This window comes from Pantoea sp. ACRSC (assembly GCF_022346785.1).
Lineage (GTDB): Bacteria > Pseudomonadota > Gammaproteobacteria > Enterobacterales > Enterobacteriaceae > Pantoea > Pantoea alvi.
On record NZ_JAKRNN010000015.1, the window covers coordinates 67,996 to 89,600 of the forward strand.

Below are 21,605 nucleotides of genomic sequence, written 5' to 3' on the forward strand. Positions count from 1 at the left end.
ATCTACAGGAATTAAAAGCTTGATCTGCAAAGCGGCAGATCAAAATGCAAACACAACATCACGACCACAAGCCAAAAGCTTCCCGGAAATCTGCGAACTCACTCACAAATCCTGAAATCTTTTCGTTCCGGCTCAGGAAGTGCGGCAACTATAGGTATTTGCTGGAGCTTCCTCAACGGACAATTTATAATGCCTCGGATTACTAAAACTAATATGTGACCGCTTTTTATAAGCGCATGCGTATTGCCCCTGATCCGAGCACGGAAAACCATGTCGAAACGCCTTCCTCCTCTTAATGCACTCCGCGTGTTTGACGCCGCGGCGCGTCATCTCAGCTTTACCAAAGCCGCCGAAGAGCTGTTCGTCACCCAGGCAGCCGTCAGCCATCAGATAAAATCGCTGGAAGATTTTCTGGGGCTTAAGCTGTTTCGCCGGAGGAATCGTTCGCTGCTGCTGACGGAAGAGGGACAAAGCTACTATCTCGATATTAAAGAGATCTTCACCGCCCTAAACGACGCGACGCGCAAGCTTCAGGCGCGCAGCGCGAAGGGCGCGCTGACCGTCAGCCTGCTGCCGAGCTTTGCCATTCAGTGGCTGGTGCCGCGCCTCTCCAGCTTTAATATGGCTTATCCGGGCATCGACGTGCGTATCCAGGCGGTGGACCGCGATGAGGAGAAACTGGCTGACGACGTTGACGTGGCGATTTTCTACGGCCGCGGCAACTGGCCAGGACTGCGGGTGGAGAAACTCTATGCCGAATATCTGCTGCCGGTCTGCTCGCCCGCGCTGATGACCGGCGACAACCCGTTGAAAACGCCGATGGATCTGTCGCGCTTTACGCTGCTGCACGACGCCTCGCGGCGCGACTGGCAATCCTATATTCGGCAGCTGGGCCTGCAGCATATTAATGTGCAGCAGGGGCCGATTTTCAGCCACAGCGCCATGGTGTTGCAGGCGGCGATCCACGGCCAGGGCGTGGCGCTGGCCAATAACGTGATGGCGCAGAGCGAAATCGAAGCTGGTCGGCTGATCTGCCCGTTCAACGACGTGCTGGTAAGTAAAAACGCTTTTTATCTGGTTTGTCATGACAGCCAGGCAGAACTGGGTAAAATAGCCGCCTTTCGACAGTGGATCATCGCGAAAGCCGCCAGCGAACAAGAAAAATTTCGCTTTCGCTACGACCACTAACTAACTGATTTCTGTAGAGTGAAGTACAGATGCACCTTGAGGATAGTCAGATGTCCAGTCGTGCCATGTTTATCTTTGCCGCCATCAGCGGTTTTTTGCTGGTGGCCTTTGGCGCTTTTGGCGCCCATGTTTTAAGCCGCTCTCTGGGGCCAACCGAAATGGCCTGGATCCATACCGGGCTGGAGTATCAGGCGTACCATACGCTGGCGGTTATCGGTCTCGGCGCCGCCATGCTGCGCCGCGCCAACCTCTGGTTCTACTGGAGCAGCGCCTTTCTTGCCCTTGGCATCGTGCTGTTCAGCGGCAGCCTCTACTCTCTGGCGCTGTCGCATCTGAAGTTTTGGGTTTTTGTTACGCCGGTCGGCGGGCTCTGTTTCCTGGTCGGCTGGTTTCTGATGTTGATTGGCGCGCTGCGTCTTAAACGAAAGGCAGATCGCCATGAATAAAGTTTTACTCTATTGCCGTCCCGGTTTTGAAAAAGAGTGCGCCGCGGAAATCGCCGCCGCTGCCGCCGAGCGTGAAATCTACGGCTTCCCGCGGGTAAAAGAGAACAGCGGCTATGTGCTGTTCGAATGCTATCAGCACGAAGAGGCGGATCGCCTGGTGCGCGAGCTGCCTTTTGAGAGGCTGATCTTTGCCCGCCAGATGCTGGTGGTCGGCGAGCTGCTGAAAGATCTGCCGCCGGACGATCGCATCGCGCCGATTGTCGGCATGCTGACCGGCGTGGTGGAGAAGGGCGGCGAGCTGCGCGTCGAGGTGCCGGACACCAACGACGCAAAAGAGCTGACGAAGTTTTGCCGCAAGTTTACCGTACCGCTGCGCGCCAGCCTGCGCGAAGCGGGCATTCTGCTTAACTACGAAAGCCCGAAGCGTCCGGTGGTGCACGTCTTCTTTATTGCGCCCGGCGCCTGCTATGTCGGCTACTCTGTCGTTGGCAACAACTCGCCGTTTTATATGGGCATTCCGCGCCTGAAGTTCCCGGCCGATGCGCCGAGCCGCTCGACGCTGAAGCTGGAAGAGGCGTTTCACGTCTTTATTCCTGCCGACGAGTGGGACGAGCGTCTGGCGGGCGGCATGCACGCGGTCGATCTCGGCGCCTGCCCCGGCGGCTGGACCTATCAGCTGGTGAAGCGCAGCATGTGGGTTGACGCGGTAGATAACGGCCCGATGGCGCCGAGCCTGATGGAGACCGGACAGGTCACGCACTGCCGCGAGGATGGCTTTAAGTTTCGCCCGACGCGCAACAACGACTGGCTGGTGTGCGACATGGTAGAGAAGCCGGTGCGCGTCGCCAGCCTGATGACCGAATGGCTGATCAACGGCTGGTGCCGCGAGGCGATCTTTAACCTCAAGCTGCCGATGAAAAAGCGCTACGAAGAGGTAACGCAGAATCTGGCGATGATCGACGAGGCGCTAAAGGCGCAGGGCATCAACGCGCAGATCCGCGCCCGCCAGCTCTACCACGACCGCGAAGAGGTGACGGTGCATATCCGCCGCATCTGGGGCGCCATTCCCGGCCGCCGCGACGAACGCTAAGCGTCAGGCCGGGCGCGGCGTCGCCTGGCCTTCATAGCGCAGCGTTTTCAGATTTCCCTGCAACACCAGATCCTGCTTCAGCATCGCCACCTGTCGGCTGAGAAGGGCCGACTCGCGGCCCGCGATCAGCTTCGCGCGCCATTTTTCCGGCACCTCATCAAGCCGCGCATAGAGCACCTCCAGGTTTTCGAAGGTCTGCAACAGCGTTTTCGCGCTCTTCGGGCCGATGCCCGCCACGCCGGGGATCTTGCTGCTGCTGATGCCGCACAGCCCCCAGTAATCGGGCAGCCGCTGCGGCGCGACGCCGAACTCATTTTCGATAAAGGGCAGATCCAGCCAGCGCTTTTGAAAGTAGTCGCGGATGCGGATCTGCGGCGCCAGCAGCTGGCAGTAGCCTTTATCGGTTGAGACGATGGTCGCCTGATGGCCCGCCTGCGCCATTTTTACCGCCAGCGTGGCGGCCAGGTCGTCCGCTTCATCCGCCTCGGCGATCCAGCAGCTGACGCCGACGCGGCGAAACGCCTCCTGCAGCGCGGGCAGTTCGGCATGCAGATCTTCCGGCATAGGCGGCCGGCCGCTTTTATAGTCCGGCAGCAGCTGATGACGCCAGCCCTGGTGACGCTGTTCGCTGTCGAATACCGCCACGGCGTGGGTCGGCTGCGTATGCCCCAGAAGCTGGCGCAGCGCCGCGACGCAACCCTCGACGCAGGGCGATCCCTGTACTGCGTGCAGACGACGGATCAGGTTGAGCGCGTCCACAATAAGAAGGTGAAATGACATAAGCTAAACGGCAGCCCCTCAGGGCTGCCTTCCTTGCGGTTTATTTAATGATTTCGTAGCAGGGGATATAGGCGGTGCCCGGCAGCTTCATGCGGTGCTGGGCGACAAAGCCCTGCAGCAGTTCATCCATGCGGCGCATAATGTCCGGCTCGCCGTGCAGCTTATAGGGCCCTTTCTCACGAATTTCCCGTATGCCGATCTCTTTTACGTTCCCGGCGACGATACCGGAGAAGGCGCGACGCAGATCCGCCGCCAGCTGCTCCGCCGGCTGGCTGGTGTAGAGATTAAGGTTGGCCATATTTTCATGGGTCGGCAGAAACGGCTTCTGCAGATCGGGCGAGATACGGATCGACCAGTTAAAGCTGTAGGCGTCGCCCGTTTCGCGGCGATACTCTTTCACCTGCGGCATCGCTTTTTTCATCAGGCGCGCCACTTCGGCAGCGTCGTCGATAATGATCTTGTAGTGGCGGCGCGCCGCTTCGCCCAGCGTATTAACGATAAAGTCATCCAGTACGTGGAAGTAGTCGGCGCTCTCCTGCGGGCCGGTGAGGATCAGCGGCAGCACCTGCTCGTGGTTCTGCGGGTTCATCATAATGCCCAGCAGATAGAGCAGCTCTTCCGCGGTGCCCACGCCGCCCGGGAAAATAATGATGCCGTGCGCGATGCGCACAAAGGCTTCCAGACGTTTTTCGATATCCGGCATGATGATAAGTTCGTTCACCAGCGGATTCGGCGGCTCGGCGGCGATAATCGACGGCTCGGTCAGGCCGATAAAGCGGCTGTCGCGGTAGCGCTGCTGCGCATGGCCCACCGCCGCGCCTTTCATCGGCGCCTCCATTACGCCTGGCCCGCAGCCGGTGCAGATATTCAGCTCGCGCAGGCCCAGCTGGGTGCCGACGTTGCGGCAGTACTGATACTCCACCGCGTTGATGGAGTGGCCGCCCCAGCAGACGACGGTATTCGGATACTCCCCGATATGCAGCGCGCGCGCGTTGCGCAGGATAGAGAAAACCTGGTTGGTGATATGCGCCGAATCATCCGGCGGCGCCTCTTCCATGCCGGCGATCGCCAGCTGGCCGTTAACAAACAGAATGTCGCGCAGCACGGCGAACAGGTTGGCCTGCAGCGAGCGGATAATACGTCCGTCAACAAACGCCTCTTCCGGCGGATTGATCAGTTCCAGCTTAACGCCGCGCTCGCGGCGCAGCACGTTGATGTCGAAATTTTCAAAGCGGGAAAGCAGCTCGTGACTGCTGTCGGTCTGGCTGCCTGAATTCAGGACGGCAAGGGAGCAGTTGCGGAACAGCTGGTAAAGGTCGCTGCTCGCCGTGCGCTTGAGCATGTCGACTTCCAGCTGAGAGAGCAGATCCATTGAGCCAAGAGGGCTGATATGCGTAATCAAATGAACTCCGTTACACCCGCCTGGGTGACTAATGACACCGCCGTTGCGGTGGCGAAAATCCCTTGGTCGGCGATCCTCCGATCGCCGCCTTCACCAGAGTGCCTTGTCGACCCTGAATGCTCAAGAGGAACGCAACCTTTGACGCGCAGCCTGCGAGAGGCCTCGCAAAGCTACTGACGCACCAGGCGGGAATATCCCGGCGTAAAGGGCACGTTGCTGCGCCACGGATTAATATCCAGGCCGCCGCGGCGCGTGTAGCGCGCATAGACGGTGAGCTGCTGCGGCTGACAGAAGCGCAGCAGGTCGTTAAAGATGCGCTCCACGCACTGCTCGTGAAACTCATTGTGCTGGCGGAAAGAGATGAGGTAGCGCAGCAGCGCCTCGCGGTCGATGCGCGGGCCTTTGTAGCGGATCATCACCGAGCCCCAGTCGGGCTGGTTGGTAATCAGGCAGTTGGACTTCAGCAGATGGCTGACCAGCGTCTCTTCCACTGTTTCACTGCCCGCCGCACTGGCCAGGTAGTCGGCATTAAAGCTGTAGTCGCTTATCTCAATATCCTGCTCGTCAATGCAGTAGCCGCTAAACTGACCGATGGGCTGGCCCTCTACTTCGCTCAGGCGGAACAGCGCCACGCTGACCTCGCCTTGCGCGCAGGCGCTGAGATCGCGCTCCAGCGTCTGGCGCACGTCGCCCCAGTCGGCGAAGCGCGTCTGGTTGAAGCTGTTAAGGTAAAGCTTAAAGCTCTTCGACTCGATAAGATGTTCGCTGGTGGCGTTCAGCACCACTTCGCCCAGCGCCACCTGCGGCACGCCCTTGCTGTTAAGCCAGGAGAGTTCGTAAAGCGTCCAGATATCCGCGCCGCTAAAGGGCAGCGCATCGGGCGTCAGCCCCAGCGGCGTGCGGTTCAGGCTGCGCGGCACCGCCTGAAGCAGGCTGGGATCGTATTGATCGTGATAGGCTGTGGGTTTGCCCAGGGTCAGGTTGCTCAGCGCCCGATCCTTTTCATATAAAGACATAGCGGTTACCCGTGATACAAAACAAAGTAGATAAGTGTAACCCATCAGACGTGAGAAAAAGAGAGATGCAACAGACTGTCGATGCCCTGCGCGAATTTACCGCCCGCTACTGCGACGCCTGGCAACAGCGCACCGGCCACGCGCCCGCCAGCCAGGCGCTCTGTGGCGTGCCGTCGCCCTGTATTATCGCTACTCAGGCTGACGAGGTATGGTGGCAGCCGCAGCCCTTTACCCTGCCTGCCACGCTGGAAGCGGTAGAGCGCGCGCTGGATATCCGGCTGCAGGAGGATATTGCCGCCTTTTACACCGCGCAGTTCGCGGGCGATATGACGGCGCGCCTGGGGCAGCTCGAGTTGTCGCTGCTGCAGGTCTGGAGCGAAGAGGATTTCCTGCGGCTGCAGGAGAACCTGATAGGACATCTGATTATGAAGCGCCGTTTAAAGCAGACGCCGACGCTCTTTATCGCTGCCACCGAATCGGAGCAGGAGATCGTCTCGGTTTGCAATCTGACCGGGGAAGTTATTCTTGAACAGCCCGGTACTCAAAAGCGAGAAGTGCTGGCGGAAAACACTCAGACCTTTCTTAAGGGTTTACAGGTGGTTATGCCGGCATTTGCAGATAATCGCTAGTGGCATTGTGAGATATCTCTTACATATGCTGTGAGAGATTGGCATTTTTCTCAAGGGCCATCCAGAAGTCCGCAATGTAAAAAGATTGTGAATCATTGACTTAATGGCATTACTCCTAAATTTGGTCTATAAACAAATAAGGTAACGCTGTTAAGTATCTTGTTTATTCAGCCGCCTCTGACAGAATAGTCAGCAGTTGGCAGGAAGCCAGAGGATTGAAGATAGCGTCAGGATACGTCATGCCAGGAGGCGGGAACGTAACGGAGTTTACGTCACACGGAAGGCTTCAGGATGAAGCAGGACACTCAGGAAAGAGTCAGGGACACCTCCAGGAAGGAGAACGAGAGCCGCACATGATGCGCGGTGGGCCCGGAAGCCAAAGGAATTATCGGGATGATAAGCGCAGGATAGCGCGCAGGAAAAGTTGTCACGGATGAGCAGGGAGCATCAAAGTAGCGGGAAAGCTGCAAACGAACCGGGAGCACTGTTTTAACAGTGCTCCCTTTTTTTGCGCGCGCGTTCGGCGGTGGTATGCTTGCCGCCCCAATTTACCGCTCGCTGGAGGTGGCGTATGACCCTTTTACTGTTACAACGGCTGGAGCAGCTTGAAGCGCTGCTGCGCGATCACCATCACTGGCAGGAGACGCCCCCGTCCGCCAGCGCGCTCGCCAGCAGCCAGCCTTTCTGTCTCGACACGCTGGAGCCGCTTGAGTGGCTGCAGTGGGTTCTTATCCCGCGCATGCGGGCGCTTATTGCCGCGCAGCAGCCGCTGCCGCAAAATTTCGCTATCGCCCCCTATTTTGAAGTCGCGCTGACCGCCGCTACGCCGGGCCATGGGCCGATCCTGCATAGCCTGACCCAGCTCGATGCGCTGTTTATGGACGATCGCGCCTGATGCTGGAGATTATCTATCAGGATGAGTGGCTGGTGGCGGTCAACAAGCCCGCCGGCTGGCTGGTGCATCGCAGCTGGCTGGATCGCAAAGAAAAAGTGGTGGTCATGCAGACGGTGCGCGATCAGATAGGCCAGCACGTCTTTACCGCGCATCGCCTCGATCGCCCCACCTCGGGCGTGCTGCTGATGGGCCTCTCCAGCGAAGTGGGGCGCCTGCTGTCGCAGCAGTTTGAGCATCATCAGATGCAGAAAACCTATCACGCGGTAACGCGCGGCTGGCTGCAGGAGAGCGGCACGCTCGACTACCCGCTGGTAGAGGAGCTGGACAAGATCGCCGATAAATTCGCCACGGAAGCGCGTGCGCCGCAGCCGGCGGTGACCGACTATCAGGCGCTCGCCTGGGCGGAGATGCCGGTGGCTATCGGGCGCTATCCGAGCGCGCGCTACAGCCTGATGCAGCTCTCGCCGCGCACGGGCCGCAAGCACCAGCTGCGCCGCCATATGGCGCACCTGCGCCACCCGATTATCGGCGATACCACCCACGGCGATCTGCGGCAGAATCGCGGCGCGGCGCAGCATTTCGGTGCCGATCGCCTGATGCTGCACGCCAGCAGCCTGGCGCTGACGCACCCGGTGACCGGCGAACCGCTGGTGATCCGCGCCGGCCTGGACGGGATATGGCGCGGGCTGGCCGACGCGTTTGGCTGGCAGGCGGCGTTCGCCGCCGCAGGACTTGAGTTTGCCGACGCGGCAGGCGAGGATAGCAGCTCAGCTTAAGGAGCAGGCACATGGCGAAGATTGGCATTTTTGTAGGTACGGTATACGGTAACGCGCTGCTGGTGGCGGAAGAGGCGCAGCCGATTTTACAGGCGCAGGGGCACGACGTGGCGGTTTATGACGATCCGACCTTAGCGCAGTGGCAGGGCTACAGCAGCGATGTCGCGCTGGTGATCACCTCGACCACCGGGCAGGGCAATTTCCCGGACAATATCGCCGCGCTCTATCACGACGTGAAAGATAAGCTGGGCTATCAGCCGACGCTGCGTTACGGCGTGATCGCGCTGGGCGACAGCAGCTACGACCACTTTTGCGGCGCGGGCAAAACCTTTGACGCGCTGTTGCAGGAGCAGCACGCGCAGCGCGTCGGCGAGGTGCTGCTGGTGGACGCTACCGAAGATCCTGAGCCGGAGACGGTCACGTCGCCCTGGGTTGAAGCCTGGGGAAAACAGCTTTGAGTTAACCGCGCGCCGCCGCAGCGCAGCGCGCCTCGCTGTCAGGTCACCGGCGCCGGATTGAACACCGCCAGCTGGTTGCGAATGCCCCAGCGATCTGACCAGGTTTGCTGGCGGCCGCTGGCGATGTCCAGTATCAAGTGAAAGAGCCGCCAGCCGACCTGCTCAATGGTCTCTTCTCCCGTGGCGATAGTGCCGGCGTTAATATCCATTAAATCGTGCCAGCGATCGGCCAGCGCGTTGCGCGTCGCCATCTTGATCACCGGAATCGCCGCCAGTCCGTAAGGGGTGCCGCGTCCGGTGGTAAAGACCTGCAGCGTAATCCCCGACGCCATCTGCTGCGTGCCGCAGACGAAATCGCTGGCGGGAGTAGCGGCGTAGATCAGGCCGCGCCGCGTCGGTCGCTGGCCGGGCGACAGCACTTCGACAATCGCGCTGCGGCCCGATTTGGCGATCGATCCCAGCGCTTTTTCCACCACGTTCGCCAGCCCGCCTTTTTTATTGCCGGGCGAGGGGTTGGCGCTGCGGTCAGTCTGGCCCTGATCGAGATAGTCGTCATACCACGCCATCTCCTCCAGCAGCCGCCTGCCGACCTCTTCATTAATAACGCGCGGCGTCAGCAGATGGATAGCGTCGCGCACTTCTGTCACTTCGGAAAACATCACCGTCGCGCCGCAGCGCACCAGCAGATCGGAGGCGAAGCCCACGGCGGGATTGGCGGTGACGCCGGAAAAGGCGTCGCTGCCGCCGCACTGCGTGCCGACGATCAGCGCGGAGGCGGGGCAGGTTTCACGCTGGCGGCGGTTGAGTCGCTCAAGGTGCCTTTTCGCTACGCTGAGGATCTCCTCCACCATCGCGCCGAAGCCGATATGGCGCTCATCCTGCAGGCGCACAATATCGCTTTCGTCGAGTGAAATCGCCTGCACGTCGGGGGTGCCGGTCAGCAGACGATCCGGCTGCAGCTTCTCGCAGCCGAGGCTCACTACCATGATTTCGCCGCCGAAGTTAGCGTTCAGCGCCAGGTTATGAATAGTGCGAATCGGCACCACCGCCGCCGGCGCGTTAATCGCCACGCCGCAGCCGTACAGGTGGTTTAGCGCCACGACGTCATCGACGTTCGGATAGTTCGGCAGCAGGTCGCGTTCGATAATCTGCACCACGTAGTCCACCACGCCCGCCACGCAGTGTACGCTGGTGGTAATGCCGAGCAGGTTGCGCGTGCCGACGCTGCCGTCCGCGTTGCGGTAGCCTTCAAAGGTGTAGCCCTCCAGCGGCGGCAGCTCCGGCGGCACGTTGGTCGCCAGCGGCAGGCTGGCGAGCGGCGGCGCTTCAGGCAGCATAACCAGCGACTCGTCGATCCAGCTCCCCTGGGCGATATCGCGCAGCGCATAGCCGATCGTTTCGCCATAGCGGAGGATGGCCGCCCCCTGCGGAATCGCGGCGAGGGCGACTTTATGCCCTTGCGGAACATGTTCCGTCAGCGTCAGTCCATCGGGAAAGGTGGTGCCTGCCGGCAGGCCCTGGCTATTGACCACGATAGCGACATTGTCATCTTCATGGACTTTGATACAGAGCGGCGGCTCATTCAGAATTCGGTTCATCGCTCACCTTCCAGTCATGCATACGCAAATGATTAATCCCGTGCCCGAGCAGGCTTTGTCAGCAGCCGGGCGCGCCGTACGTGGCGGCGCATTATCGTTCTTCATGACGCACATCAGATTTGCCAGCCTTAGTATATGAACCCCGGTTGTCGCCCGCATTGTGCAACTGACCGGCATTTGCGCGCATTTACGCTGCTTTTTGGTTCGCTTCTCCAAAAGCAAGTGAAGAGTCTCACAAAGGCGTCCGCCGCTGCTTAATAAATCGCCATTACTGGCTGAAAAAAGCGGGTTCCGTGAGGCGCGCCGCAGTCGGCTGTGCAACTGCCAGACAATGCGTGTCCCAGAGGCTTAATTGTCAGGCGTTCTTCCAGTGCCTCCGCCTGTTGTCATTCCTATACTGGCTTTCGTTATTCGACGTTAGGTTATTCGTCACGACGCACTATCGGTTTGCCCCTATAAAAAATCGCCGTGTTTAACCCGACTTCTCTCTGATACCCAACGCGATGTGTATGCAGTCAGAGCGAATGTAGCGAACGCTATATTTCAGGAGTGCATCATGAATAGTTACAGCCAGACGGCGGAAGCGGTGCAGAAGCGCACCAACGCCCGCTACTGGATCGTGGTGATGTTGTTTATCGTCACCTCGTTCAACTACGGCGACCGCGCCACCATTTCCATCGCCGGCTCCGCCATGTCGAAAGATATCGGCCTGGACTCGGTGGGACTCGGCTATATCTTCTCGGCGTTCTCCTGGGCCTATGTTATCGGCCAGATCCCGGGCGGCTGGCTGCTGGACCGCTTCGGCTCTAAACGCGTCTACTTCTGGAGCATCTTTACCTGGTCGCTCTTTACGCTGCTGCAGGGCTTTGTCGATATCTTCAGCGGCTTCGGCATTGTCGTTTCGCTGTTTCTGCTGCGCTTTATGGTCGGCCTGGCCGAGGCCCCTTCATTTCCCGGCAACAGCCGCATCGTTGCCGCCTGGTTCCCGGCGCAGGAGCGCGGCACCGCGGTGGCGATTTTCAACTCCGCGCAATATTTCGCCACGGTTATTTTTGCGCCGATTATGGGCTGGCTGGTGGCCGAAGTGGGCTGGGCGCACGTGTTCTGGTTTATGGGCGGTCTCGGCATCATTCTCAGCTTTATCTGGCTGAAAGTGATCCACGATCCAAACGACCATCCCGGCGTGAACAAAGCCGAGCTGGAGTATATGGAGCAGGGCGGCGCGCTGATCAATATGGACGCGAAAAAGACGCAGCAGAAAGTGAGCTGGGATGAGAAGTGGTTCCAGATCAGACAGCTACTCTCCTCGCGCATGATGCTGGGTATCTATCTCGGCCAGTACTGCGTCAACGCGCTCACCTATTTCTTTATCACCTGGTTTCCGGTCTATCTGGTGCAGGCGCGCGGCATGTCGATTCTGAAAGCGGGGATGATCGCCTCGATTCCGGCGGTGTGCGGCTTCCTCGGCGGGGTGCTGGGCGGCGTTATTTCCGATTACCTGATGCGGAAAACCGGCTCGCTCAATATTGCGCGCAAAACGCCTATCGTGCTCGGCATGCTGCTCTCGATCAGCATGGTGATGTGTAACTACAGCGATACCGAATGGGTGGTGGTGTTCTTTATGGCGCTCGCCTTCTTCGGCAAAGGCATCGGCGCGCTGGGCTGGGCGGTAATGGCGGACACCGCGCCGAAAGAGATCAGCGGCCTGAGCGGCGGCCTGTTCAATATGTTCGGCAACTTATCCGGCATCGTTACGCCTATCGCTATCGGCTATATCATCGCCAGCAGCGGCTCGTTTGAAGGGGCGCTGATCTATGTCGGCATCCATGCGTTCGTCGCCGCGTTCAGCTTCCTGGTGATTGCAGGCGATATCAAACGTATCGAACTGAAACCGCGCGGATAAGGAGAAAGTATGTCTACGCAAAGCTCGCCGATCGTCACCCGCATGCAGGTGGTCCCGGTCGCCGGATATGACAGCATGCTGCTGAATATCGGCGGCGCGCATAACGCCTGTTTTACCCGCAATATCGTCGTGCTGACCGACAGCGCGGGGCATACCGGCGTCGGCGAAGCGCCCGGCGGTGACACCATCTACCAGACGCTGGTCGAGGCGATCCCGCAGGTCGAGGGGCAGCAGGTGGCGCGCATGAACCGGCTGGTGCAGCAGGTGCACAAAGGCAACCAGTCGGCCGACTTCGATACCTTCGGCAAGGGCGCCTGGACCTTTGAACTGCGCGTCAACGCGGTCGCCGCGCTGGAGGCGGCGCTGCTCGATCTGCTTGGCCAGTGCCTCGGCGTGCCGGTGGCGGATCTGCTTGGCCCCGGCCAGCAGCGCGACGAGGTAACGGTGCTCGGCTATCTCTTCTATATCGGCGACCGCCGCAAAACCGATCTGCCCTACCTGAGCGGGGAGAGCGGCGACCACGACTGGTATCGCCTGCGTCATCAGGAGGCGCTGACGCCGCAAGCGGTAGTGCGCCTGGCCGAGGCGGCGCAGGACAAATATGGCTTTAAGGATTTCAAACTCAAAGGCGGCGTGCTGCCGGGCGAGCAGGAGATGGAATCCGCAGCGGCGCTGAAACGGCGCTTTCCCGAGGCGCGCATTACTGTCGATCCCAACGGGGCCTGGCATCTGGACGAGGCGATCCGCCTCTGTAAAGGCATGGGGGAGGTGCTGACCTACGCCGAAGATCCGTGTGGCGCGGAGCAGGGCTATTCCGGCCGCGAGGTGATGGCGGAGTTCCGCCGCGCTACCGGGCTGCCTGTCGCTACCAATATGATCGCCACCAACTGGCGCGAGATGAACCATGCGGTGATGCTCAACGCGGTCGATATTCCGCTGGCCGATCCGCACTTCTGGACGCTGAGCGGCGCGGTGCGCGTGGCGCAGCTCTGCGACGAGTGGGGGCTTACCTGGGGCTGCCACTCCAATAACCACTTCGATATTTCGCTGGCGATGTTCACCCACGTCGGCGCCGCTGCGCCGGGCAATCCGACCGCGCTCGATACCCACTGGATCTGGCAGGAGGGCGACCAGCGCCTGACCAAAGAGCCGCTGCAGATCCGCAACGGTAAAATCGCCGTTCCCGACTCGCCGGGGCTGGGCGTCGAGCTGGACTGGGATCGGCTGCGCCAGGCCAACGACCTCTATAACTCGCTGCCGGCGGGCGCGCGTAACGACGCCACCGCCATGCAGTATTTGATTCCCGGTTGGACGTTCGACCGCAAGCGCCCGGCATTCGGCCGCGCCACAGTGTAAGGAGCAGGAGATGAGTTCGACACCAAAAGTCACAGCGATGCAGGTTATTCCGGTAGCCGGATATGACAGCATGTTGCTCAACCTGAGCGGCGCACACGCGCCTTTTTTCACCCGAAATATCGTCATTATTAAGGATAACGCGGGCCATACCGGCGTAGGCGAAATCCCCGGCGGCGAGCGGATCCGCCAGACGCTGGAAGAGGCGGCGGCGCTGGTGATCGGCAAAACGGTCGGCGAGTACAAAAACGTTCTTAGCCTGGTGCGCAGCACCTTCGCTGACCGCGACGCATCGGGACGCGGCAGCCAGACCTTTGACCTGCGCACCACGATCCACGTCGTCACCGGCATTGAGGCGGCGCTGCTCGACCTGCTGGGCCAGCATCTGCAGGTGAACGTCGCCACGCTGCTGGGTGACGGGCAGCAGCGCGACCGCGTCGAGATGCTCGGCTACCTGTTCTACATCGGCGACCGTAAGAAAACCGCGCTGCCCTACCAGAGCCAGGAGGATGAGCGCTGCGACTGGTATCGCCTGCGCCACGAAGAGGCGCTGACGCCAGAGGCCGTGGTGCGGCTGGCCGAGGCGGCATACGACAAGTACGGCTTTAACGACTTCAAGCTCAAGGGCGGCGTACTGCGCGGCGGCGAAGAGGCGGAAGCGGTGACGGCGCTGGCGAAGCGCTTCCCGGAGGCGCGCATTACGCTCGATCCCAACGGCGCCTGGTCGCTGAACGAGGCGATCCTGCTCGGCAAGCAGCTGAAAGGGGTGCTGGCCTATGCGGAAGATCCGTGCGGCGCCGAGCAGGGCTATTCGGGACGCGAAGTGATGGCGGAGTTCCGCCGCGCCACCGGGCTGCCGACCGCCACCAATATGATCGCCACCGACTGGCGGCAGATGGGCCATACGCTGTCGCTGCAGTCGGTGGATATTCCGCTGGCCGATCCGCACTTCTGGACCATGCAGGGCTCGGTGCGCGTGGCGCAGATGTGTCACGACTTCGGCCTGACCTGGGGCTCGCACTCCAACAACCACTTTGACGTCTCGCTGGCGATGTTCACCCACGTCGCGGCCGCCGCGCCGGGCGCCATCACCGCTATCGATACCCACTGGATCTGGCAGGAAGGCAACCAGCGCCTGACCAAAGAGCCGCTGCAGATCAAAGGCGGCATGGTGCAGGTGCCGCAGAAGCCAGGGCTGGGCGTCGAGCTGGATATGGATCAGGTGATGCAGGCCAACGCGCTCTATCAAAAACATGGGCTAGGCGCGCGCGACGATGCGCAGGCGATGCAGTTCCTCGTGCCGAACTGGACCTTCGACAATAAACGTCCCTGTCTGGTGCGCTAATTTTTGCGCTCCCGGCTGGGAGCGCCGTAACGGGAGAAGAGATGATGAGTAACAGAGCCTGGCCGAACACGTTTCGCCGTCGCCTGCTGGCAGGCGAAACCCTGATTGGCAGCTGGTGCGCGCTGGCCAACCCTATTACCACCGAAGTGCTCGGCCTGGCCGGTTTCGACTGGCTGGTGCTGGACGGCGAACATGCCCCCAACGATATCACCACCTTTGTGCCGCAGCTGATGGCGCTCAAGGGCAGCGTCAGCGCGCCGGTGGTGCGTCCGCCCTGCAACGAGCCGGTGATTATCAAGCGCCTGCTCGATATTGGTTTCTACAACTTTCTGATCCCGTTTGTGGAAACGGAAGAGGAGGCGCTGCGCGCCGTGGCCTCGACCCGCTATCCGCCCGCCGGCATTCGCGGCGTCTCGGTGTCGCACCGCAGCAATATGTACGGCACGCTGCCGGATTACAACGCCACGGTAAACGACAATATTACGCTGCTGGTGCAGATCGAAACCCAGCAGGCGGTCGACAACATCGACGCTATCGCCGCGGTTGACGGCGTTGACGGCATCTTTGTCGGGCCGGGGGATCTCTCCGCCGCGCTGGGCTATCTCGGCCAGCCTGCCCACCCGGAGGTGCTGAAGGTGATTAAGCATATCTTCGAGCGCGCCAGCGCGGCAGGCAAGCCGAGCGGCATCCTGGCACCGGTCGAGGCGGACGCGCGCCGCTATCTTGAATGGGGCGCCAGCTTTGTTGCCGTAGGCAGCGATTTAGGGGTTTTCCGCAACGCCACCCAGGCGCTGTGCGACAAATTTAAGCTGTAACTGACAGAGAGGAAAGGCAATGAAAATTGGATTTATCGGCCTCGGCATTATGGGCAAACCAATGAGTAAAAACCTGGTGAAAGCCGGTTACTCGCTGGTGGTGCGCGACCACAACGCCAGCAACGAGGCGGAATTGACCGCGCTGGGCGCGACCGTGGCGAGATCGCCGAAAGAGGTGGCGGAGCAGGTTGACGTGGTGATCACCATGGTGCCCAACTCACCGCAGGTGAAAGAGGTGTGCCTGGGCGAAAACGGCATTATCGACGGCGCAAAGCCGGGGCTGATTGTTATCGATATGAGCTCTATCGCGCCGCTCGCCAGCCGCGAGGTGCATGACGCGCTGGCGGAGAAGGGAATTAAGATGCTCGACGCGCCGGTGAGCGGCGGCGAGCCGAAAGCGATCGAAGGCACGCTCTCCGTGATGGTGGGCGGTGACAAAGAGACCTTCGACCGCTGCTACGACATTATGAAGGCGATGGCGGGATCGGTGGTACACACCGGCGATATCGGCGCGGGCAACGTCACCAAGCTGGCGAACCAGGTCATCGTAGCGCTCAATATCGCGGCGATGTCGGAAGCGCTGTCGCTGGCGACGAAAGCGGGCGTCAATCCTGAGCTGGTCTATCAGGCGATCCGCGGCGGCCTGGCGGGCAGCACCGTGCTCGACGCCAAAGCGCCGATGGTGCTGGATCGCAACTTCAAGCCGGGCTTCCGCATCGACCTGCATATCAAGGATCTGGCGAACGCGCTCGATACTTCGCACGGCATCGGCGCCCATCTTCCGCTCACCGCCGCAGTGATGGAGATGATGCAGGCGCTGCGCAACGACGGGCAGGGCAACGCCGACCACAGCGCGCTGGCCTGCTATTATGAAAAATTAGCCAAAGTTGAGATAACCCGTTAACGCGTTGCGGCGGTCGGCGCGGCCGCCGCAGCGCGCCATCAGGGATGATGAATCGTCTATCAACAGCGCCTGGATTGCCTATGAAAATCGTAATCGCACCGGATTCATACAAAGAGAGTTTATCCGCCTCAGGCGTGGCAACCGCGATTGAAGCGGGCTTCCGCGAGATTTTTCCTGACGCCACCTACGTAAAGATACCGGTTGCCGACGGCGGCGAAGGCACGGTTGAGGCGATGGTAGCGGCGACGGCGGGGAGTATCGTTAACCTGCGCGTGACCGGACCGCTCGGCGCGCCGGTTGACGCCTTCTACGGCCTTTCCGGCGACGCGCGCACCGCCTTTATCGAAATGGCGGCCGCCAGCGGGCTGGAGCTGGTGCCCGCCGCGCAGCGCGATCCCCTGACCACCACCTCGTACGGCACCGGCGAACTGATCAAGAGCGCGCTGGACAAGGGCGTCGGGCATATCATTATCGGCATCGGCGGCAGCGCCACCAACGACGGTGGCGCGGGCATGATGCAGGCGCTGGGCGCGCAGCTGCTGGATGCCCAGAGGAGCGAGATCGGCTTCGGCGGCGGCGCGCTGCCGGCGCTGGCGAAGATCGATATCAGCGGGCTGGACGCGCGCGTGCGGCAGTGCCGTTTCGAAGTGGCGTGCGACGTCACCAACCCGCTGACCGGCCACGACGGCGCATCGGCCATCTTCGGCCCGCAAAAAGGGGCGACGCCGCAGCTGGTCAGGCAGCTGGACAGCGCGCTGGCGCACTACGCGGCGATTATTCAGCGCGATCTCGATATCGACGTGCTGCATATTCCCGGCGGCGGCGCGGCGGGCGGCATGGGCGCGGCGCTGCATGCCTTCTGCCAGGCGGATCTGCGGCGCGGCATCGAGATTGTCACCGAGGCGCTGGGGCTGGCGGAGCAGGTCAGAGACGCCTCGCTGGTGATCACCGGCGAAGGACGCATCGACAGCCAGAGCATCAACGGCAAGGTGCCGATTGGCGTGGCGCAGGTGGCGAAACAGTTTAACAAGCCGGTGATTGGCATTGCCGGCAGCCTGACGGCGGACGTTGGCGTCGTGCATCAGCACGGTCTGGACGCGGTATTCAGCGTGCTTTACAGCATCTGTACGCTGGAGGAGGCGCTGGCAAACGCGGAAACCAATCTGCGGCTGGCGGCGAGAAATATCGCGGCGACGCTGAAGGTCGGCGGCGCACTACAGTAAAAAAGCGGCCTTCAGGCCGCTTTCTGTTTTACTTCTTATACTTCGCTTCCAGCGTGGCGAACCAGGGCGCGACGAAATCGTTGTTGCCGCCCCAGCCGGGCACAATCTTATTCAGCGACGCGACGTTGATCGCCCCCTGCTGGCTATTCAGCTGCTGCTGAGAGATCGACGCGCCTTTGAAATCGTAGGTGGCGGGCGTGGTTTCACCGGCGATCTTGTTCGCCACCAGACGCATATTTACCGCGCCGATGGTTTTCGGATCGACCGCCACGGTCTGCACCCACGGGCTGTTTTTCTCACGCATCAGCTGCAGATCCTGATTAGAGACGTCAATGCTGTAGAGTTTGATCTCGGTGCGGCCGTTCTCCTGCAGCGCCTTATAGGCGCCCTGACTGAAGGCGTCCCACGCGCCCCAGATCGCGTCGATCTTGCCTTTCGGATACTTCGCCAGGATCGCGCCGATCTTGTTGGCGGTATCGCCCTGCACGTCAGAAGAGACCGCGCCGATCGACTCCAGCTGATGAATGCCGGGGTTCTCCTTCAGCAGCTTCTCATAGACCACCTGACGGCGCTCCATCGCCGGAAAGCCAGCTACCCACAGCTTGACGATATTCGCCTTGCCGTTGAAGTCTTTGATCAGCTGGCCAAGCGACGACTGCGCCAGCGAGGCGTCATCCTGCGCGGTGACGGTCACGCCGGGGAGCGGCGTATCAACCGGCGTATCGAACACCGAGACTTTAATACCGGCGTCGGCGACGCGCTTCACCAGACCGCTGGCGTAGGGCGCTTTGCCGTGGGACAGAATAATGCCGTCATACTTCTGGCTAATCGCCTGATTAACGAAGTCCTGAAAGCGTGCGTCGTCGCCGTTGCTGAGGAAGGTGCTGACCTTAAAGCCCAGCTTGCGGCCCTCCTGAATGGCGCCGGCGACAAACTGCGTGGTGTTGTCGTCAGAGCCCAGGTTGCGGATCACCGCGATGCGCACCGGCCCCTGGTGATTCGCGATGGGGGCCGGCACCGGCACAAGGGTATCGGCGAAGGCGCTGGCGGAGAGCAGGCTGACGGTCAGCAGAGAGAGCGTTATTTTTTTCATTGTCATTTCCCGGTTAATCAGCGTTAGCGGCGCTGAACGTAGGTCATTGCCAGTGCCAGAGCCAGCACCAGTCCTTTAATAATATCCATGGCGTAGTAGGGGACAGAGAGCATCACCAGGCCATTTTGCAGCACGCCGAGCAGCACCGCGCCCACCAGCGTGCCGAGCGCGTTAGGCTTGCCGGCACCCGCCAGCGACAGGCCGATCCAGGCGGCCGCCACGGCGTCCATCAGGTAACCTCCGCCCGCATTCACCTGCGATGAGCCGATGCGCGACGCCAGCAGAATGCCGCCCAGGCCCGCCAGCAGCGAGGCGATGACATAGGCGAGCACGCGATAGCGGGTGGTGCGGATGCCGGAGAGGCGCGCCGCTTCAGGGTTGCCGCCCAGCGCGTACATGCGGCGGCCGTGGGTGGTCAGCGACAGCGCCAGCTGCGCCGCCGCCGTCACCACCAGCATAATAATGACGATCACCGGCACCTGGCCGAGCAGGCCAAAGCCCGCCGGGATCGTGCCTTCCGCCATATCGCCGCTCGGCATCACCATATTTTCCGTGATGGAACCGCCGAAGCTGTAGGTCATCGCCACGCCCTGGATAATAAACAGCGTGGCGAGGGTCGCCAGCATATCGGGAATGCGCAGAATGACGATCAGGAAGGCGTTGAACAGGCCGATCAGCGTACAGAGCGCCAGGGTGAGCGCAATCGCCTCAACGCTGTTCATGCCGTACCAGACGAACAGCGAGATCACCAGCGCGTTGGCCAGCGAGGCGGTGGAGCCAACCGAGAGATCGAAGCCGCCGACGGTCAGCGACACCGACACGCCCACGGCGATCACCGTCACGATGGCGATGGATCGCAGGATATTGATGATATTGTTCGGTTCCAGAAAACTCTCTGAGGCGAGGCCAAAGCCGGCAATCAGCAGGGCGACCGTGATTAGCATTCCCCACTTATAGAAGAAGTCGAACAGTCGATGGCGCAGCGGCGTCGCTGCGGTCAGGGTAATCTCTTTGCTGCTCACGCAGGGGTTCCTCCAGTGGAATAGAGCAAAAGCGTCTCTTCGGTGGCCGCGCGCCCGTCCAGCTCGGCCACGATGCGCCCGTCCCAGAGCACGCAAATTCTGTCGCACAGCCCGACCAGCTCGGCAAACTCGCCGGAGGCGTAGATCACACCTTTGCCCTCCTGCGCCAGATCGCTGATTAAACGGAACAGTTCGGTTTTCGCCTTGATGTCGACGCCTTTGGTTGGCTCATCAAAAATCAGCACGTCAGCGTGGTTGCGCAGCCACTTGCCGATGGCGACTTTTTGCTGGTTGCCGCCGGAGAGGCGGCGCAGCGGCTGCGCCGGGCCGGTGGTGCGCACGTTCAGGCGCTGAATAACCTCTTCCGCCCAGCGCCACGCCTGACGGTGGCCGAACAGGCTCCAGCGCGAAAAGCTGTTGTCGGCGCTGACGCTGAGGTTCATCGCCACCGGCTCGTCGATAAAAATGCCCTCTTTGCGCCGCTCTTCCGGCACCAGCGCCATGCGTCGGCTCACCGAATCGTGCGGCGAGCGCGGCCGCCACGGCCTGCCGTGCAGCTCGCCGCGCGTTACGCGGCTTTTGCTGGCGCCGAACAGCGCCTTGCACAGCTCGGTTTTACCCGCGCCCGCCAGCCCGGCGATGCCGAGGATCTCTCCCTGATGCAGCCGCAGCGAAATATCCTGCAGCAGCCGGTCGTCGTGCAGGCCCTCTACCGCCAGCAGCAGCGGCTGCGCGCTGGCGGGACGGCGCGGCGGATAGATATCGGTCAGCTGATGGCCGAGCATCTTCTCAACGATCTGCTCGCCGCTGAGTGCCGCCATCGGGCCGCTCTCGATCAGGCGACCGTCGCGCAGCACCGTCAGGCGATCGCAGATCGCCTTCAGCTCATGGATACGGTGTGAGATAAACACCACGCCGATGCCGCTGTTTTGCAGGCGGCGCACCACGGCGAACAGCCGCTCGCTCTCATGCTGGTCGAGCGGGGCGGTCGGTTCATCCAGGATCAGAAAGCGGCAGTGGTGCGACAGCGCGCGCGCCAGCAAAATCTGCTGCTTCTCCGCCAGCGTGCAGCGCTCCACCAGCTGCCTGACGTCGATATTCGCCTCGAGCTGCGCCAGCAGGGCGCGCGCCTGGCGGCGGATAGCGCGCCAGCGAAACCCGTGCCCCGGTTCGGCCAGCCGATCCAGCAGGATGTTTTCCGCCACGCTCAGCTGGGGCACCAGCGCCACATCCACTTCCTGCTGCACCAGATGAATGCCGAGCCGTTTCGCGTCGCGCGGGCTGCGTATCGACACCGGCGCGCCGTCCAGCAGGATTTCGCCGCTGTAGTGGCTGTGCGCACCCGACAGCACCGCCATCAGCGTCGATTTGCCCGCGCCGTTAGCGCCGGTCAGCGCGTGAACCGAGTGGCCTTCCGTGACGAAATCCACCTGCGTCAGCGCGGCGAATCCGCCGAATGCGAGCGAGATATTGCGCATCTCAAGGCGGTTTAAGGCACTCATCAGCTGAAGCTCCCCTGTGACTGGCTGGCCGCAATTTTTTCCTGAAGTCTCAGGCGCGGCAACAGCCGAAAGCGCATAAGCTAGCACGAAATCTTATTAGCCATCCAGACATCTGGATAGTTTGGCGGCTAAAGCTGGCTCGCCAGATAACTCTGGTGTTTTACAGC

At 61.2% G+C, this 21,605-nt stretch carries 20 protein-coding genes; 13 read left to right on the top strand and 7 right to left on the bottom strand.

Going from position 1 to position 21,605, the window contains the following annotated elements:
* Positions 1-270: 270 nt before the first annotated feature.
* The 3 genes from MHZ97_RS15245 to rlmM are packed head-to-tail and all read left to right on the top strand — an operon-like array spanning position 271 to position 2,724.
* A complete protein-coding gene (locus MHZ97_RS15245) occupies positions 271-1,188 on the top strand; it encodes a transcriptional regulator GcvA (protein ID WP_033752825.1) in 918 nt (305 codons plus the stop codon).
* Positions 1,189-1,238: 50 nt separating this feature from the next.
* Positions 1,239-1,634: a DUF423 domain-containing protein gene (locus tag MHZ97_RS15250; protein ID WP_103795207.1), complete on the top strand. Its 396-nt coding sequence runs from the start codon at positions 1,239-1,241 to the stop codon at positions 1,632-1,634.
* Complete coding sequence (rlmM, locus tag MHZ97_RS15255) at positions 1,627-2,724, top strand: 23S rRNA (cytidine(2498)-2'-O)-methyltransferase RlmM (RefSeq protein ID WP_239314861.1); 1,098 nt, start codon at positions 1,627-1,629, stop codon at positions 2,722-2,724. The genes MHZ97_RS15250 and rlmM overlap by 8 nt, the downstream gene beginning before the upstream one ends.
* A 3-nt stretch (positions 2,725-2,727) precedes the next feature.
* Here the strand turns inward: rlmM and xni are convergent, their stop codons facing one another.
* The 3 genes from xni to queF form a co-directional block, all read right to left on the bottom strand.
* Positions 2,728-3,504, bottom strand: a complete 777-nt coding sequence (gene xni / locus MHZ97_RS15260) for a flap endonuclease Xni (protein ID WP_239314862.1) — start codon at positions 3,502-3,504, stop codon at positions 2,728-2,730.
* Positions 3,505-3,544: 40 nt separating this feature from the next.
* Positions 3,545-4,906 carry a nucleotide 5'-monophosphate nucleosidase PpnN gene (gene ppnN / locus MHZ97_RS15265; protein WP_048786947.1) on the bottom strand — a complete coding sequence of 454 codons (1,362 nt, stop codon included), beginning with the start codon at positions 4,904-4,906 and terminating at the stop codon, positions 3,545-3,547.
* A 170-nt stretch (positions 4,907-5,076) separates the two neighbouring features.
* Complete coding sequence (gene queF / locus MHZ97_RS15270) at positions 5,077-5,922, bottom strand: NADPH-dependent 7-cyano-7-deazaguanine reductase QueF (protein ID WP_239314863.1); 846 nt, start codon at positions 5,920-5,922, stop codon at positions 5,077-5,079.
* A 65-nt stretch (positions 5,923-5,987) separates the two neighbouring features.
* Between queF and syd the strand changes: the two genes are divergently transcribed.
* The 4 genes from syd (at position 5,988) to MHZ97_RS15290 (ending at position 8,680) form a co-directional block, all read left to right on the top strand.
* Entirely contained in the window at positions 5,988-6,551 is a 564-nt protein-coding gene (gene syd, locus MHZ97_RS15275; protein WP_103795203.1) for a SecY-interacting protein, read from the top strand.
* 571 nt (positions 6,552-7,122) lie between these two features.
* Complete coding sequence (locus MHZ97_RS15280) at positions 7,123-7,446, top strand: YqcC family protein (protein ID WP_103795202.1); 324 nt, start codon at positions 7,123-7,125, stop codon at positions 7,444-7,446.
* Positions 7,446-8,222 (top strand): tRNA pseudouridine(65) synthase TruC, encoded by a 777-nt coding sequence (gene truC, locus MHZ97_RS15285; protein ID WP_103795201.1) that lies wholly within the window; start codon positions 7,446-7,448, stop codon positions 8,220-8,222. The genes MHZ97_RS15280 and truC overlap by 1 nt, the downstream gene beginning before the upstream one ends.
* 11 nt (positions 8,223-8,233) lie before the next feature.
* Complete coding sequence (locus MHZ97_RS15290; protein WP_103795200.1) at positions 8,234-8,680, top strand: flavodoxin; 447 nt, start codon at positions 8,234-8,236, stop codon at positions 8,678-8,680.
* Positions 8,681-8,718: 38 nt separating this feature from the next.
* On the opposite strand, the gene garD is transcribed toward MHZ97_RS15290, so the two are convergent.
* On the bottom strand, positions 8,719-10,278 hold the full coding sequence (garD, locus tag MHZ97_RS15295) for a galactarate dehydratase (protein ID WP_239314864.1): 1,560 nt from the start codon (positions 10,276-10,278) through the stop codon (positions 8,719-8,721).
* Between the two features lie 556 nt (positions 10,279-10,834).
* Here garD and MHZ97_RS15300 point away from each other — a divergent pair.
* The 6 genes from MHZ97_RS15300 (at position 10,835) to MHZ97_RS15325 (ending at position 17,821) form a co-directional block, all read left to right on the top strand.
* Positions 10,835-12,181, top strand: coding sequence for an MFS transporter (locus MHZ97_RS15300; protein WP_103795198.1), 1,347 nt, complete (start codon positions 10,835-10,837; stop codon positions 12,179-12,181).
* Positions 12,182-12,190: 9 nt separating this feature from the next.
* Positions 12,191-13,537: a glucarate dehydratase family protein gene (locus MHZ97_RS15305; RefSeq protein ID WP_239314865.1), complete on the top strand. Its 1,347-nt coding sequence runs from the start codon at positions 12,191-12,193 to the stop codon at positions 13,535-13,537.
* A gap of 10 nt (positions 13,538-13,547) precedes the next feature.
* Positions 13,548-14,879, top strand: coding sequence for a glucarate dehydratase (gudD, locus tag MHZ97_RS15310; RefSeq protein ID WP_103795196.1), 1,332 nt, complete (start codon positions 13,548-13,550; stop codon positions 14,877-14,879).
* Positions 14,880-14,923: 44 nt separating this feature from the next.
* Positions 14,924-15,694: a 2-dehydro-3-deoxyglucarate aldolase gene (gene garL / locus MHZ97_RS15315; protein ID WP_103795195.1), complete on the top strand. Its 771-nt coding sequence runs from the start codon at positions 14,924-14,926 to the stop codon at positions 15,692-15,694.
* Positions 15,695-15,713: 19 nt separating this feature from the next.
* Positions 15,714-16,598 (top strand): 2-hydroxy-3-oxopropionate reductase, encoded by an 885-nt coding sequence (gene garR / locus MHZ97_RS15320; RefSeq protein ID WP_103795194.1) that lies wholly within the window; start codon positions 15,714-15,716, stop codon positions 16,596-16,598.
* Positions 16,599-16,678: 80 nt separating this feature from the next.
* Positions 16,679-17,821 carry a glycerate kinase gene (locus tag MHZ97_RS15325; RefSeq protein ID WP_239314866.1) on the top strand — a complete coding sequence of 381 codons (1,143 nt, stop codon included), beginning with the start codon at positions 16,679-16,681 and terminating at the stop codon, positions 17,819-17,821.
* Between the two features lie 28 nt (positions 17,822-17,849).
* On the opposite strand, the gene MHZ97_RS15330 is transcribed toward MHZ97_RS15325, so the two are convergent.
* From MHZ97_RS15330 to MHZ97_RS15340, 3 genes are read right to left on the bottom strand one after another with little or no spacing between them, the layout of a single operon-like run.
* A complete protein-coding gene (locus tag MHZ97_RS15330) occupies positions 17,850-18,914 on the bottom strand; it encodes a sugar ABC transporter substrate-binding protein (protein WP_103795192.1) in 1,065 nt (354 codons plus the stop codon).
* Between the two features lie 23 nt (positions 18,915-18,937).
* Positions 18,938-19,936, bottom strand: coding sequence for an ABC transporter permease (locus MHZ97_RS15335; protein ID WP_103795191.1), 999 nt, complete (start codon positions 19,934-19,936; stop codon positions 18,938-18,940).
* Positions 19,933-21,438, bottom strand: coding sequence for a sugar ABC transporter ATP-binding protein (locus MHZ97_RS15340; RefSeq protein WP_103795190.1), 1,506 nt, complete (start codon positions 21,436-21,438; stop codon positions 19,933-19,935). Before MHZ97_RS15340 ends, MHZ97_RS15335 begins: the two co-directional genes overlap by 4 nt.
* Between the last annotated feature and the right edge of the window lie 167 nt (positions 21,439-21,605).

What these genes read in the sequence shown, in the direction of transcription:
- rlmM (WP_239314861.1), top strand. Translation starts at nt 1,627, where the DNA reads ATGAATAAAGTTTTACTCTATTGCCGTCCCGGTTTTGAAAAAGAGTGC.
- truC (WP_103795201.1), top strand. Translation starts at nt 7,446, where the DNA reads ATGCTGGAGATTATCTATCAGGATGAGTGGCTGGTGGCGGTCAACAAG.
- syd (WP_103795203.1), top strand. Translation starts at nt 5,988, where the DNA reads ATGCAACAGACTGTCGATGCCCTGCGCGAATTTACCGCCCGCTACTGC.
- queF (WP_239314863.1), bottom strand. Translation starts at nt 5,922, where the DNA reads ATGTCTTTATATGAAAAGGATCGGGCGCTGAGCAACCTGACCCTGGGC.
- MHZ97_RS15290 (WP_103795200.1), top strand. Translation starts at nt 8,234, where the DNA reads ATGGCGAAGATTGGCATTTTTGTAGGTACGGTATACGGTAACGCGCTG.
- MHZ97_RS15340 (WP_103795190.1), bottom strand. Translation starts at nt 21,438, where the DNA reads ATGAGTGCCTTAAACCGCCTTGAGATGCGCAATATCTCGCTCGCATTC.
- garD (WP_239314864.1), bottom strand. Translation starts at nt 10,278, where the DNA reads ATGAACCGAATTCTGAATGAGCCGCCGCTCTGTATCAAAGTCCATGAA.
- MHZ97_RS15250 (WP_103795207.1), top strand. Translation starts at nt 1,239, where the DNA reads ATGTCCAGTCGTGCCATGTTTATCTTTGCCGCCATCAGCGGTTTTTTG.
- MHZ97_RS15245 (WP_033752825.1), top strand. Translation starts at nt 271, where the DNA reads ATGTCGAAACGCCTTCCTCCTCTTAATGCACTCCGCGTGTTTGACGCC.
- gudD (WP_103795196.1), top strand. Translation starts at nt 13,548, where the DNA reads ATGAGTTCGACACCAAAAGTCACAGCGATGCAGGTTATTCCGGTAGCC.
- MHZ97_RS15300 (WP_103795198.1), top strand. Translation starts at nt 10,835, where the DNA reads ATGAATAGTTACAGCCAGACGGCGGAAGCGGTGCAGAAGCGCACCAAC.
- garL (WP_103795195.1), top strand. Translation starts at nt 14,924, where the DNA reads ATGAGTAACAGAGCCTGGCCGAACACGTTTCGCCGTCGCCTGCTGGCA.
- MHZ97_RS15325 (WP_239314866.1), top strand. Translation starts at nt 16,679, where the DNA reads ATGAAAATCGTAATCGCACCGGATTCATACAAAGAGAGTTTATCCGCC.
- garR (WP_103795194.1), top strand. Translation starts at nt 15,714, where the DNA reads ATGAAAATTGGATTTATCGGCCTCGGCATTATGGGCAAACCAATGAGT.
- MHZ97_RS15305 (WP_239314865.1), top strand. Translation starts at nt 12,191, where the DNA reads ATGTCTACGCAAAGCTCGCCGATCGTCACCCGCATGCAGGTGGTCCCG.
- xni (WP_239314862.1), bottom strand. Translation starts at nt 3,504, where the DNA reads ATGTCATTTCACCTTCTTATTGTGGACGCGCTCAACCTGATCCGTCGT.
- MHZ97_RS15330 (WP_103795192.1), bottom strand. Translation starts at nt 18,914, where the DNA reads ATGAAAAAAATAACGCTCTCTCTGCTGACCGTCAGCCTGCTCTCCGCC.
- MHZ97_RS15280 (WP_103795202.1), top strand. Translation starts at nt 7,123, where the DNA reads ATGACCCTTTTACTGTTACAACGGCTGGAGCAGCTTGAAGCGCTGCTG.